The sequence below is a fragment of the Mesorhizobium sp. B2-3-11 genome (assembly GCF_006442215.1).
In the GTDB taxonomy this organism is placed as follows: domain Bacteria; phylum Pseudomonadota; class Alphaproteobacteria; order Rhizobiales; family Rhizobiaceae; genus Mesorhizobium; species Mesorhizobium salmacidum.
The window spans coordinates 1-14,005 of sequence record NZ_VFVS01000038.1 but is presented as its reverse complement, the minus strand read 5'-3'; the positions used below and the strand labels follow the sequence as shown (position 1 = coordinate 14,005).

Genomic DNA, 14,005 nt, shown 5'->3' with positions numbered 1-14,005 from the left:
GGCGGGGAAGGGGTGACTTAGGGTTTGCATCGCTACCGGCGATCCGGCACTTGCGAGGTAATGACCGGCTTGGGGCCGGAACCCGGTTATCCGCTATCACGATGAAACGGCAGTACCGCCCGAGCGCCGCAGCTAGGCAGGTTAGATGTGCACATTTGGGATAAAATAGATGACAACCAGCAGCGTTCAAAATGTTTTCGCGACTGAGCGCATTGCTGCGCGGACTGGTGAAGCTTTACCGCCTGCCTATCACCGAATTGATGATCGCACGATCTCGTCGACATAGGTCTGCAGTGCCTTCTTCACGGTTTCACGCGGGCCGGTCATCGCTGTTTCTACCGGAGTGAGTCGGTTTGATTGGCCGTCTCGTTCGCCTGCTGCCTCACTGCATCTATCAGGTCTCGTGTCGCCTGAGCGACCTTGGCAACGGGTAGTCGATGAACGCAGTACACGCCGCCCGGATTGCCGGGCTTGCACAAATCGGGCGCAATGCACTGGCAAGGCAACGGCGGCTCAACGGTGCGGTGAAGCACCCCAAGAGGTCCCCAGATGTCGGGTGGCGTGAGGCCATAAAGGCCCACAACCGGGGTTCCGACTGACGCAGCCAGGTGCATTGGGCCGCTCTCGTTTCCCAGAAAGATAAATGCATCCGCAAGCAAAGCAGTTAATGTCTCAAGCGAGATCTTACCAACAACGCTCGCCAATGGTGACGCTGCCATGTCCAAGATTGTCTGCGCGGTTGAGCCTTCATTAGGTCCACCAACCAGTAGTGACCGCAGGCCCGTCGCGGCATAAACCTCGTCGATTATTGCAGCGAACCGTTCAGGTTGCCAACACCGCCCTTCGAACCTTGCTCCAGCGTGCACAGCGACGAAAGCTTTTACAGCCAGCTTGCTTTGCGCCAGAACCTGGGTAGACGCGCTTCGCCCAACCGGTGTGGGTTCAAGCCTCGGCGTCACTTCGCGTAATTCTATCCCAAGGGCTTCAAGCGGGGACAAATATCGGTACAAATAGTGCGCGCCTCCATGACCAAAGGTTTCAGCAAATATGTTAGCAGGCTGACCTTCCCAAAACTTCAGGGGCTTTTCCGGGGGGTTGTACCCAACGCGCAGCGGAGCGCTGATTGACCTGTGCAATATCCTTGACGTCTTCGAGTCAGTTACATCAATGGTGAGATCGAATTTTCGGCGACGGAGGTCAGCGACCAAGCTTGAATATTCCTTCATCCGCTGAAGCAGACTTCTACCAGCACTTCTACCGTCGAACCCGATGGCCACGTCCGCGATATTCTGGCTGATTACGAAGTCTCGCAGGCCAGGAGCGCAGAGCATGGCTATCGCAGCGTTTGGGTAAGCGAGGCGCAAATTTCGCACGAGCACCGAGGTCAGAATGATGTCCCCGATATACTTCGTCTGAATAACGAGAATGGACTTGATAGTCTGTCGATCAACCATCGAGATATTCAGCACACCAACCTCCTGAAGGGCGGGTAATGTTCGTCGTTGGTCGGTTCGCATTTCCGAGAAATGGATATCTCATCGGAGCTAGATCATCTTTGCTATAGCGTTCGGGACAGCCCATGTTGCAAGCTCCCCTAAGAAGCACTCGTCATGGCATCTGTCCCTGCCACAAGGGCAATCCAGTTTCCGCAGCGAAGTCCCTATCCTCTGCGTAGATTGGCTCGCCTCTACTCACTACCAGGCGAAGCAAATCCGCATCTTCGTCGGCATGATATCGAAAGGCATTTCGGGTGTCGTATCCATGCCCAGCCTGGGACAGGGAAAACCCGCTGACTACAACAGGGGCGAAACCGGCGAAACGCGTCAACATGATCGCGAAGGCTCCGGTGGAGATTTTCCGGTGCCAGCCGCGGGATACATGATATGTGCCGCTAAGTCGCCAGACGATGTTGGCAAGTTGCCATTTGGTGAGCGCCTGCAAGGTATCAAAACCATAATTGAAGGTGCGACAACCAGCTTTCAGCTTGTCTTCAACGTCCGGCCAAACCGGTACGATCAGATGTTTCGCCTGCCGTCCCTTTAACAAGTCGCGCTTGTAGAAGTCCTGTTCGCTCGCACCGACTAAAATGCCGCGGCGGATGACGGCGATATCAGGAAGGCGGAGGCCGAACGTTTCCGCCAAAAGCTGGGAAGCATTGACGGTCACAAGTGCCCAATCGACACCATGTCCCTCCGGGAGGCGAAAATTCGGCGCCGACCCCATCACCAAGGCGGGACCCGTGACCCTGGGCAACCGAAGAGTTGGCTTTGAGAAGATTGGCAAGAAATCCAAAAGCGGAGTTTTCATGCGGGAACCTGAACGGCATGTTCCTCAAACGCGCGCAGAATGCTCTCTTCTCGCCTCCACAATTCGTCCCATTGCGTGGTGCCGGACCAGCCCGCAAACCAAGGGCCGCCGAGCGTGTAGTGCGCCAGCGAGACATCGGCGGGATCGAGTTCCGAAGCCGAAGCCCCTACGAGGTAGTTCCATGCCAGAGGCAATTCCCCGATCTCGTGGTCCTCAAGCCATTTGAAGGCGTGGAGGTCACGTCCAGGCCACGTATTGAGCATCTCGTTGGTCAGCCGTTTGTTGGAGGGATGATCTAGATTCCACAAAACGACCGACGACCAGTTTTTGCGGCGATAGAACGTCTGCATTTGTCCGTCCATCTTGACCGCTTCGGATTCGCGTTGCTGGTGCTTAACCGCCATAATCGCGTAGGAAGGATCGACTAGATCGAGCAGCTTGGCTGGATCCTTCAGAAACAGGACATCACAATCGCAGAACATGGCCCAGCCGCCTTGCCTTATAAACGGAACGGCAAAGCGCGATATGGCAAACTCTGTCGCCATCGGTGCCTCGGAAATCGGGCACCAGAGCTTACCATCCCGTACCACCACCGGTCGCTTCATAATGCCTTGGGCTTCAAGGTCTTTGAGCACCAATGGTAGTATCTGCAACGGCGTGCTTGTCCGCCGATAAGCGCTCCATCGCGCTACGTCTAGAACGCGGGATTCCCGTGGATCATAGCCGATGTAGATTGGTATCATGCCGCAACCCTATAATTGTGCAAATTTACTCGAATTAAGCAGGAAAGCACTGCAAGCGGAAGACCGAAGTACAGCGGATCACTTGGTCACGGTGGCGACCGTGCACGGTGATCGGCACCAAATGCGCTATCGGAAAAGATCTCGGGAGAAGCGGGCCACGGCCTCTTCCCCGTCCTTGGCGTACCAAGGGCAAATCGTAGTCTTCGGCATTGCGCGTTCCTTTCAATCTGAAGTCAGCGTTCCGCGCTTGGTCCTACCCTCTGAAGTAGGTCGCCAACTGTTTTTCTCCACCTTGCGGAAGAAAGTCGGCAGAGCAGCTACCCACTCCGCGTCGGAGTCCAAAATATCTTGACAGAACCCGGCCGCGGCTTGGCCGAGCCCGATCGTGTCTACCGGCTGTGGAACCTTGGCCCTGCAACGCTTTACGAGCGGGAACTAAGGACAAGCCGACATCACATATGGGTCACGGCTAGGTGCGGTCCTGGCGCACCCGTCACATCTGATGCGTCGTCACTAACGTCCGCTTTTCGGCGGCGGCACAGCTGACTTCGATAATCGAGATGAGGCGCAAAGCGGCCGTCCAACCGTAGAGTTATGGACGTCTCTCTCGGGTCATTCGGGACGGCAGGCACTGACCGATGCCGGTTTCCCACCTCACCCATAGCACCCCCGCTCCACCGCCAGCCTCTTTACCAACCCCAGCACCCCATCGATAGCTGGCGTTGGCTTGCCCGTCAGCCGCCCAAGCTCCTGCACCGCGCCCACCAGCGCGTCGATCTCCATCGGTCGGCCGCGTTCCAGATCCTGTAGCATCGAGGTCTTGTGTTCGCCGACGCCGCCGGCGCCCTTGATGCGGCGGTCGACGTCGATGGGGAAGCGCACGCCGAGGCTTTCGCCGATTGCTTGCGCTTCCAGCATCATGGTGCGGGCGAGCTGGCGGGTGCCTTCGTCGGCGACGATGGCGGCCAGCGTCGAGCCGGTCAGCGCCGAGATCGGGTTGAAGGAGAGATTGCCCCACAGTTTTACCCAGATCTCGCCGCGGATGTCGTCGCGCACCGGCGCCTGCAGCCCGGCCTTGACCATCTCCCCGGCCAGGAGTGTGACCCGTTCGCTCCTCTCGCCCGAGGGTTCGCCTAGCGAGAAGCGCCTGCCCTCGACATGGCGGATCAGGCCGGGCGCGTCGACCTCGACGGCGGGGTAGACCACCGCGCCGATGACGCGCTGCGGGCCGAGCCGCTCCCAAATCGAGCCGCCAGGGTCGACCTGATGCAGCCTGGTGCCTTCGAGCGCGCCGCCGGCCTTGTAGAAATACCACCAGGGAACGCCGTTCTGCATGGTGAGGACCGATGTGTTCTCCCCAAGCAGCGGCGCGATCTGGTCGAGCGCGGGCGCGACGGAATGCGCCTTCAGCGCCAGCACGACATAATTCTGCGCGCCGAGATCTTCCGCCTTGGCGGCGGCGCGGACCGGGGCGGTCGTCTCCTTCCCGTCCTCGATCAGGCGCAGGCCATTTGCCTTGATTGCCTCGAGATGCATGCCGCGGGCGACGATCGACAGGTCGGTCCGGCCGGCGATGGCCAGCTTTGCCGCGAGATAGCCGCCGATGGCGCCGGCACCGAAGATGGTGATCTTCATCGTAGTGAGCCTTTGATTCTATGCATGTCGTTATCTCGGAACCGAGGGACGCTTCCAAGCGACATGCATTAGAGCCCGAGTTTGGCGGCGAGCCCAATGCGCTGCAGCTTGCCGGTCGCGCCCTTGGGGATCTCGTCCAGGATCAGCACCTTGCGCGGCACCTTGAAGTCGGCGAGCCGCATCGCGGCGTGGGCGCGGATTTCGCCCTCGGTTGCGCTCATGCCTTCGCGCAACACCACGGCCGCCGCCACCTCCTCGCCGAGCTTGTCATGCGGCATGGCGAAGGTCACCACCTGCGCCACCGCCGGGTGGTCCATCAGCACGTCGTCGACCTCAAGCGGCGAGATCTTCTCGCCGCCGCGATTGATGATCTCCTTCAGCCGGCCGGTGACCCTGAGATAGCCGTCAGCGTCGAGCACGCCCTGGTCGCCGGTGTGGAACCAGCCATGCGCGAAGGCAGTGGCGTTGGCGTCCGGGTTTTTCTCATAGCCTGACGTGACATTGGGTCCGCGAATGACGATTTCGCCGGTCTCGCCGGCTTGCACCAGCCGGCCATCCGGCGCCATGACCGCCACTTCGGGGCCGCCGGCCGCACCGACGCTGCCCGGCTTGCGCAGGCCCGGCGGCAGCCGGTTCGACGCCATCTGGTGCGCGGCCTCGGTCATGCCGTAGGATTCGATGACAGGGCAGCCGAAGGTCGCCTCTAGTTCGGCCATCACCTGCGCCGGCAGCGACGCCGAGGACGACCGAATGAAGCGCGGGCGTGCCGCCGCCAGCGCTTCGGCATTGCGCGCCGCGCGCGCCAGGATCGCCTGGTGCATGGTCGGCACCGCCGTGTACCAGCTCGGTTTGGCGTCGCTCAGCCACTGGAAGAAGCGCAGCGCGTTGAAGCCCGGCGTGCAGTAGATGCTGCCGCCCGATGCCAGCGACGACAGCACCGCCGCGATCAGGCCGTGGATGTGGAACAGCGGCATGATGTTGAGGCAGCGGTCATCCGCCGTCAGCCCAAGCGTCGCGCCGATATGGCGGGCGGAGGCCGCGACATTGGCATGGCTGAGCGGCACCAGCTTGGGGCGTGAGGTGGTGCCGGAGGTGTGCAGCAAAAGCGCGATATCATCGTCACCAGCCATATCGGGCGCCGCTTGCGGTCCGACCGCGGCACCCTCGATGATGAAAGTGCCGGCAGGCGCATCTGGCGGCACGATGAGGCGCAGCACGCGGATGCCGAGGCGATCGGCAACGGTCACAGCCGGGCCGGCTTCATCGACTCCGACAAGGATCGCCTTGGCGCCGATATCGGTCAGGTAGAAATCGAGCTCGTCGGTCCGGTAGGCGGGGTTGAGCGGCGCCGTCGAGGCGGTGGCCGCCACGGCGACGAAAGCCGTCGCCATCTCAGGCCCGTTCGGCAGCACGATCGCCACCCTGTCGCCCCGGCCGATGCCGAGGGCATGAAGCTGTGTGGCCGTGGCGGCGATCAGCGCGCGCAGGCCGCCATGGGTGAGCGTGGGTCTGTCAGGGGCGAGGATTGCGGGCGCGGCATCGGCGCCGGCCACGAGGCGGCGGGAGAGGTCTGTGTGGGTCTGGGTCATGGTCACCGGCTATGTTTCAGACGAGTGCTTGTGAAAGTCCAGTCGACGTTGGCGCCGCCCCCGCTCCGTCTCGGCTTCGCCGAGCCACCTCTCCCACGTTGTGGGGGACAGGAAACCCCGGCTTTCAAAGGTTGCGACCAATCATCCTGCCGTAAACCTCAATATCCCAGCGCCATCCCGTCCTTGCGCGGATCCGATGCCCCCGTCAGCGTTCCCTTTTCCCAGTCGATCAGCACCGCCTGGCCGCCGCCGAGCGGATGGTGCGGCTCGGTGATGGCATGGCCGCGCCGGCGCAGGCCTTCGATCGCCTCGGCGGGCACGTTGCGCTCGGCCTCCACCATGCCGTCATTGTAGAACACGCGCGGCGCGTCGAGCGCCTGCTGCGGGTCCATGCCGAAATCGATCATGTTGGTCAAAAGATGGACATGGCCGAACGGCTGGTAGCCGCCGCCCATCACGCCGAACGGCATCACCACGCGGCCGTTTTTGGTCGCCATGCCTGGCATGATCGTGTGCATCGGCCGCTTGCCGGGCGCGATGGCGTTGGGGTGCGCCGCGTCGAGGCGGAAGCTCGAGCCGCGGTTCTGCAGCACCACGCCGGTCTTCGGGCCGACGACGCCGCTGCCGAAGGAATAATAGGTCGAGTTGATGAAGGAGACCGCGTTGCGGTCGCGGTCGACGATCGAGATGTAGACCGTGTCGCTGCCGGGCAACTGGATGTCAGGCAGATGGGTCATGGCGCGCTCGCGGTCGATCTCGGCGCGCAGCCGCTCGGCATGGGCGGCCGACAGAAGCTCCCTCACGGGCACCGGGACACGGTCCTGGTCGCCGACGAAACGGTCGCGGTCGCGATAGGCCAGCCGCCCGGCCTCGATCTCCAGATGCAGGCGCTCGGCGCCGTTGGGGTTGAGCCCGCCGAGCTTGAAGCCCGACAGCACGTTCAGCATCATCAGCGCCGTCAGGCCCTGGTTGTTCGGCGGCATCTGGTGAATCTCATGACCGCCATAGCTGACGCTGACCGGCGCCACATAGTCGCCTCGGGTCATGGCGAAATCTTCGGCCGTGTGCAGTCCGCCCAATTCCTTGAGCCGGCGCACCATGTCGCCGGCGACCGCGCCTTCGTAGAATCCGGCGCGGCCGTGCTTGGCGATTATCCGCAAGGTGGCGGCCAGTTCCGGCTGCTTGTGCACGTCGCCGGCCTTCGGCGCGGCGCCGCCGGGCAGGAAGATGCGGGCCGCGTGCTCGTCGGCGGAAAGATCGGTCTCCGGGTCGGCCCAGTCGAAGGCGACGCGGTCGTGCACGACATAGCCGTTCTCGGCGTAGTGGATCGCCAGCGCCAGCACCTCGGTCAGGCTCTTGCTGCCATAGTCCTCGAGCAGCCGGCACCAGGCGTCGATGGCGCCCGGCACGGTCACCGCATGCGGTCCCTGCTTGGGAAGCTCGCTAAAACCCTTGTCGCGATACCAGTCGACGGTCGCGGCCGCCGGCGCCCGGCCCGAGCCGTTGAAGGCCAGCACCTCGCTTTGTCCCTTGGGGCAGTAGAGGACAAAGCAATCGCCGCCTATCCCGGTCGATTGCGGCTCGACCACGCCCTGCACGGCGGCCGCACAGATGGCGGCATCCATGGCATTGCCGCCGGCGCGCAGCATCTCGATGGCCGCCAGCGTCGAGAGCGGGTGCGATGTCGCGGCAATCGCTTCCGTGGCACGAACCGGCGAGCGGCCGGGAAACTGGAAATCACGCATCTGGTCTGGATATCCCTAGGGTCACTTGAAGCGAATGGGTCCGATGAAATCAATGCCGGCGGCCGAAGATCTGCGCCAGCGACAACAGCAGGACCGAGAGCACGATCAGGCAGGTCGAGATGGCGGCGATGGTCGGGTCGATCTGGTCGCGCAGCGCGTTGAACATGCGGCGCGTCAAGGTGGTGGTCTCGCCGCCCGAGATGAACAGCGAGACGACAACTTCGTCGAAGGAGGTGATGAAGGCAAACAGCGCCCCCGAGACGATCGAGAAGCGGATCTGCGGCATCGTCACCTGCCAGAAGGCAGCGATGCGTCCCGCACCCAGGCTGCGCGCCACGCGCTCCTGGTTCATGTCGTAGGAGCGCAGGCCCGACAGCACCGTCAGCACCACCAGCGGCAGCGCCTGCACCGTATGCGCGATGGCCAGGCCGGTCAGCGTGTTGTTGAGGCCGATGCGCGCATAGAGGAAGAAGGTGCCGATGCCGACCAGGATCACCGGGATGATCAGCGACGCCGTGAGCAGCGCGTTGATGGTGCCGTTGAAGCGCAGCGTACCCCTGTTGATGGCGTAGGCCGCGGCGGTGCCGAGCGGCGTCGCCACCAGCGCGGTCATGACAGCGACCTTCACCGACACGATGGTGGCGTCACGCCATTCCAGCGACTGGAAATAGTTTTCGTACCAGCGCAGCGACCATTGCTGCGGCGGGAATTGCAGCAGCGTCGAATCCGAAAACGACATGATGACGATGATGACCGACGGCGCGATCAGGAACAACAGCACGAGGCCGCCGAGGCCGTACAGCCACAGGCGTTGCCGGTGCGAGATCGGCAGGCCGATATCTCCGCTCATCGCGAACTCCATACGCCGGTGGCGCGCGCGCCGAGCAGCCACTGGAACAGGCCCAGAAGCGCGAGCGTGACCACCAGCAGCACCACGCCGAGTGCCGCACCCGCACCCCAGTTGGAATAGAGGCTGGTGGTCTGTTCCATGCGCATCGCCCACATCACCACCTTGCCGCCGCCCATCAGCGCCGGCGTGACGAAGAAGCCGAGGCACAGCACGAAGACGATGACCACGCCCGAGGCGAGGCCGGGCAGCGACAGCGGAAAGAAGATCTGCCTAAAGGTCGCGGCCGGGCCGGCGCCGAGGTTCATGCCGGCGCGCAGGCAGTCGGTGTCGATGGTCTTCATCGAGGCGTAGAGCGGCAAAACAAGAAACGGCAGCAATATGTGCGTCATGCCGATGACCACGCCTGAAAAATTATTGGCCAGCGACAGCGGCTGGCTGATCACGCCGAGGTCGATCAGCCAGCTGTTGATCAGGCCCTTGCGCTGCAGGATCACCAGCCAGGCATAGGTGCGCACCAGAACCGATGTCCAGAACGGCAGGATGACGAAGATCAGGCAGATCGAGGCGGCCCGGCGCGGCAGTTGCGACAGCATGTAGGCCAGGGGATAGCCCAGCAGCACGCAGGCGCCGGTAACGATGAAGGCGACCTTGAAGGTGGTGATGAAGGTCCTGATGTAGGAGGCCTGCTCGAAGAAGCGTGCGTAGTTGGCGGCGCTGAAGGCGCCGGTCTCGTCGAACAGCGACAGCCAGAACAGCCAGCCGATCGGCACGATGATGATGGCACAGACAAGGAACAGGCTCGGCGCCAGCAACGCCAGCAGCCGCAGTGACTCCCGCCGCGCATCGGCGCGTAGCTCTTGCGCGTTCAGATCCTGCCTCGCCGGGCCGGCGATCTCTTTCAGCAGGGCGGATTGCGCGCTCATCCCTCGGCCGCCACCAGGATCGTGTCCTTCGCATCGAGGCCGAGCGTGATCGGATGGCCGGGCGCCGGCATTCTGGCCAGCACATCGCTGCGGCAATAATCGCGCAACGTCAGCTGGCGGCCGTCACTCAGGCTGGCATAGCAGACGAAACTGTCGCCCTGGTAGATGACATCGCTGACCGTCGCATCGAGCACATTGATGTCGGTCGACGGCTCGTCGGCGGTGACCAGCCGCAACTTCTCCGGTCGCACCACCATCAGATGCCGACCCGCCGGCGGTGTCGGTGCGCCGGTCTGGATTCGCCTGTCCTGATACCAGACCGACCCGTTGCGGCACTCGACGGGAATGAAATTCGATTCGCCGATGAAACCGGCCACGAATTGCGTCTTCGGCGCGACATAGAGGGTTTCGGGCTTGTCGAGCTGTTCGATGCGGCCAGCGTTCATCACGGCGATACGGTCCGACATGGTGATGGCTTCGCGCTGGTCGTGCGTGACATAGACCGTCGTCATGCCAAGACGGCGATGAAGCGCGCGCAATTCGATCTGCATATGCTCGCGCAGACCCTTGTCGAGCGCCGACAGCGGTTCGTCCATCAAGACGATGCGCGGCTCGAAGACGATGGCGCGCGCCAGGGCCACGCGCTGGCGCTGACCGCCGGAGAGCTGGTCGACGCGGCGCTCGCCCAAGCCCTGCAGCTTCACCAGCTCCAGCGCCTTCTCCACGCGCTGCGCCGTCTCGGCTGCCGCGACGCCGCGCTGCTTCAGTGGAAAGGCGATGTTGTGGAAGACATTCATATGCGGAAACAGCGCATAGTTCTGGAATACCATGCCGATGTTGCGCCTGTGCGGCGGCGTGGTGATGATCTCGTCGCCGCCGACCTTGATGCTCCCGCCATTGGCTCTGACGAAACCGGCCAGGATCATCAGCAGCGTCGTCTTCCCCGATCCGGAAGGCCCGAGCAGCGTCAGGAACTCGCCGGCTTCGACATCGAGATTCAGGTCGCGCAACACCGGCACGCTGCCAAATCGTTTCTCGATCCGGCGCATGCTGATCGGCAGCGCGGATGGTGCAATGGACAAGATCGTTTTCTCCTGTGCAGAGACTGAAGGAGCGGGGCGGCGTTTGCGCCGCCACGCAATGTCAGGGTTCCGGCCTATTGCTGGATCAGATTGTTGAACTTTTCCGTCGCCTCGACGAGGGTGTCGCGCCAGAACTCGGCGTCCTGCAACACCTGCTTCTTGACGTTTTCGGGCGCCGAGTTGATGTCCTTGATCCGCTCGGGCGGGATCTTGCCGGTCTCGAAAGCCTTCTCGTTCACCGGCCCATTGTCGACATAGAGCGGCAGATTGGCCTGCAGCTGCGGGCTGACGAACATCGCCAGCGCCTTCATCGCCGTTTCCTTGTTCTTGGCGCCTTTGGGGATGACCATGCAGTCGGCGGTGAGCACGCCCTGGTCGAACGAGAAGCTGACCGGCGCGCCTGCCTTCTTCAGGGTGCCGGCACGGCCGTTCCAGATGCTCGCCATGTCGACTTCGCCATCCTTCACCAGTTGCATGGCCTGGGCGCCGGAGGTCCACCAGGCGTCGACATGGCCACGGATCTTGTCGACCGATTTCAGCGCGCCGTCGATGTCGACGGGATAGACCTTGTCGATCGGCAGGCCGGAGGCGAGTGCGGCGACGCTCAGCGTCTCCGTCGCCTGGCTGCTGCTCAGCGCGCGCCGTCCCGGAAACTTCTCCACGTTCCAGAAGTCGGCCCAGGTCTTCGGGCCCTTGTCGCCGAAGACGTCGGTCCGATAGATCAGCACGACGGAGGTGTAGGAAATGCCGACCCAGTCGTCATGCACCAGCTTGGGGTTGATGCCGCTCTTGTCGATGATGCCGTAGTCCAGCTTTTCGAACAACCCTTCCTTGGAGCCGCGCGCGCATTCGTCGGCGCCGAGTTCGGTGATGTCCCACTTCACCGCATTGCCGGTCACCTGCAGGCGCACGTCGTCGAGGCCGTTGGTGGTGTCTTCCTTGATGGTGATGCCGAGCGCATCGGCGGTCGGCTTGAAGAAGGCCTTGGTTTCCGCTTCCTGATAGGTGCCGCCCCACGAGGCGACGGTGATGGTGTCGGCGGCGAGGGCAGGCACTGCCACGGAGGCAAAGAGGCCGGCTATCGCGAAAGTTCTAAAGTTCCTGTTCATTTCGGTTCTCCGACCGGTGTTCCCATTTGTTTTTGATTTGGCATGCGATTTTGTATACAATTTCGAATGTAGCCGAGAGATCGGTGTTGTCAACTCCGGCGAGGACGATCAATTCGACGATGGGACGGTGCCGCAGGGCGTGGCAAATTGCGCCGACTGCGACTACAAACGAGGCAATGTTCGGCTAAAGCAGCCGGAGAACTGGGAACGGAACTTGGCCAAGGAAACAAAAAATACGCTGCGCGACTCGGTCTATTCCGCGCTCAAGGCGATGATCGTGACCGGCCAGATTCCGCCGGGCTCGCGCGTCACCGAGAGCGATATCGCGGCCAAACTCAATGTCAGCCGCACGCCGGTGCGCGAGGCCTTCAACCGGCTGGAGCGCGACGGACTGGTCACCGGCCGGCCGCGCCAGGGCTATGCCGTCACCGAGTTCGACATCAACATGTTCCGCGAGGCGTTCGCCATCCGCGAACTGCTCGACGGCCATGCGACGGAATTGGCGGCGGCCGCCGCGACCGAGAAGGACAAGGCGCGGCTGCGCGCCATGCTCGCCGAGTGCGAGCGGCTGGCCGCCATTCCCGATCGCACCACGCGCGAAAAATTCCAGGAACTGGAGGTCGGCATCGATCTGCACCGCGTCATTGCCGAAATCAGCGGCAATGCGATGCTGCACGGCATGCTGTGTGGCATCCTCGACAAGTGCCAGCACTATGTCTGGACCGAACTCCTGTGGCTCGACGAATGGAAGATCGCCCGCGACGAGCATGCCGAGATCGTCGAGGCGATCTGCGCGAACGACATCAGCCGCGCCGGAACGCTGGCGCGCGCCCATGTACGCGGTTCGCGCGAGAACGTGTTGCGCCTGCTGCAGGCGAAATCGGACTATCAGAGTTTTCTGGCCAAGGCCTCCTGAACGAGACAGCCCATTGGCGCCTACCAGGTCCAGCCGCCCTTTCCGAGCGTCGCCACCGCGTCGACGATGCGGGTGAAGCTCGCGCGGGCGCGGGCGACGCTGTGCCGGGCCCTGAGATAGCCGTGCACCAGGCCGGGTTCCTCGAACCAGGTGGCGCGCCCGCCTGCCGCGACGATGCGGTCGCGATAAGCCTCGCCATCGGATGACAGCGGGTCGCACTCGGCGGTCACCAGCACGGTCGGCGGCAGGTTGGCGAAATCGGCATCGGCCAGCGGCGACAGCGTGATGTCACCGGTCTGGTCCACGCCCCCGGTGCGGATGTGCTTGTAGAATTCGAGATCGCGCACCGTCAGCATCGGCGCCTCGGCATGCGTCACATAGGAGCCGCGCGAGCGATCGCCGCCGAGGCCGGGATAGATCAGCATCTGGCCGACCGGCTTTTTCGCATGGCCACGCGTCGCATGCGCAACGGCGGCGCAAAGGTTGCCGCCGGCGCTGTCGCCGCACAGCACCACCGGGCGGTCGGAGCCCCCCGCGGCCCATTCGAAGGCGGTCATCGCATCGTCGAAAGCGGCTGGGTGTAGATGCTCCGGCGCCAGCCGGTAATCGACCGAGACCACCTCATAACCGGTGCGGCCGCAAAGCTCGGCGCAGACATCGTCGTGGCTGTCCAGCCCGCCGAGGATGAAGCCTCCGCCATGGATGTAGAGCACCATGGCGGCACGGTCCGGCGTTGCGTTGCGATAGATGCGGATCGGGATGTTGCTGACAGGTGTGGCGATGGCGGTCGTCTCGGCCGTCACGCCTTGCGGATAGCCGGCAAAGAACTCGCCGCACATGCGGTCATAGATCTCGCGCTGCCGCGCGATCGTGTAGTCGATCGTATCGGGCGGATAATAGGAATTGGTCCGCTCGATGAAGGCCCAGGTCTCAGTGTCTATGAGTTTTGCGTAGTCGGTCATGAACGGAGACCGGACAGCAATGAACGCGCCCAGGCGCCCCCCTCTGGCCTGCCGGCCATCTCCCCCTCAAGGGGCCCGTTGCGCAATATTGCGGGAGGCTTGTTGTGAGGATTGAGGGCGGCCATTTTCGTTGCTTTGGAGGCT

The 14,005-nt window shown here is 63.0% G+C and carries 12 protein-coding genes; 1 reads left to right on the top strand and 11 read right to left on the bottom strand.

Annotated elements, in window-relative coordinates; genetic code table 11:
- Positions 1-335: 335 nt before the first annotated feature.
- From FJ960_RS29185 to FJ960_RS29140, 10 genes are all read right to left on the bottom strand, one after another.
- The gene (locus tag FJ960_RS29185) at positions 336-1,469 is read right to left on the bottom strand and encodes a glycosyltransferase family 9 protein (protein WP_246673000.1); all 1,134 of its coding nucleotides are present in this window, start codon (positions 1,467-1,469) and stop codon (positions 336-338) included.
- 139 nt (positions 1,470-1,608) lie between these two features.
- Entirely contained in the window at positions 1,609-2,307 is a 699-nt protein-coding gene (locus tag FJ960_RS29180; protein ID WP_140718552.1) for a hypothetical protein, read from the bottom strand.
- Positions 2,304-2,942 carry a hypothetical protein gene (locus FJ960_RS29175; protein ID WP_246673001.1) on the bottom strand — a complete coding sequence of 213 codons (639 nt, stop codon included), beginning with the start codon at positions 2,940-2,942 and terminating at the stop codon, positions 2,304-2,306. Before FJ960_RS29175 ends, FJ960_RS29180 begins: the two co-directional genes overlap by 4 nt.
- Before the next feature lie 762 nt (positions 2,943-3,704).
- The gene (locus FJ960_RS29170) at positions 3,705-4,685 is read right to left on the bottom strand and encodes a 2-dehydropantoate 2-reductase (RefSeq protein ID WP_140718550.1); all 981 of its coding nucleotides are present in this window, start codon (positions 4,683-4,685) and stop codon (positions 3,705-3,707) included.
- 68 nt (positions 4,686-4,753) lie between these two features.
- The gene (locus tag FJ960_RS29165; protein ID WP_181174355.1) at positions 4,754-6,274 is read right to left on the bottom strand and encodes an acyl--CoA ligase; all 1,521 of its coding nucleotides are present in this window, start codon (positions 6,272-6,274) and stop codon (positions 4,754-4,756) included.
- A 158-nt stretch (positions 6,275-6,432) separates the two neighbouring features.
- The gene (ggt, locus tag FJ960_RS29160; RefSeq protein ID WP_140718548.1) at positions 6,433-8,019 is read right to left on the bottom strand and encodes a gamma-glutamyltransferase; all 1,587 of its coding nucleotides are present in this window, start codon (positions 8,017-8,019) and stop codon (positions 6,433-6,435) included.
- 49 nt (positions 8,020-8,068) lie between these two features.
- Complete coding sequence (locus FJ960_RS29155) at positions 8,069-8,869, bottom strand: ABC transporter permease (protein ID WP_140718547.1); 801 nt, start codon at positions 8,867-8,869, stop codon at positions 8,069-8,071.
- Positions 8,866-9,792 carry an ABC transporter permease gene (locus tag FJ960_RS29150; RefSeq protein ID WP_140509669.1) on the bottom strand — a complete coding sequence of 309 codons (927 nt, stop codon included), beginning with the start codon at positions 9,790-9,792 and terminating at the stop codon, positions 8,866-8,868. Before FJ960_RS29150 ends, FJ960_RS29155 begins: the two co-directional genes overlap by 4 nt.
- A complete protein-coding gene (locus FJ960_RS29145) occupies positions 9,789-10,874 on the bottom strand; it encodes an ABC transporter ATP-binding protein (RefSeq protein WP_140718546.1) in 1,086 nt (361 codons plus the stop codon). Before FJ960_RS29145 ends, FJ960_RS29150 begins: the two co-directional genes overlap by 4 nt.
- 74 nt (positions 10,875-10,948) lie before the next feature.
- Positions 10,949-11,983 (bottom strand): ABC transporter substrate-binding protein, encoded by a 1,035-nt coding sequence (locus FJ960_RS29140; protein ID WP_140718545.1) that lies wholly within the window; start codon positions 11,981-11,983, stop codon positions 10,949-10,951.
- Positions 11,984-12,197: 214 nt separating this feature from the next.
- Here FJ960_RS29140 and FJ960_RS29135 point away from each other — a divergent pair, with 214 nt between their 5' ends.
- Complete coding sequence (locus FJ960_RS29135; protein WP_181174354.1) at positions 12,198-12,899, top strand: GntR family transcriptional regulator; 702 nt, start codon at positions 12,198-12,200, stop codon at positions 12,897-12,899.
- Positions 12,900-12,919: 20 nt separating this feature from the next.
- On the opposite strand, the gene FJ960_RS29130 is transcribed toward FJ960_RS29135, so the two are convergent.
- The gene (locus FJ960_RS29130; RefSeq protein ID WP_140718543.1) at positions 12,920-13,861 is read right to left on the bottom strand and encodes an alpha/beta hydrolase; all 942 of its coding nucleotides are present in this window, start codon (positions 13,859-13,861) and stop codon (positions 12,920-12,922) included.
- Positions 13,862-14,005: the final 144 nt, after the last annotated feature.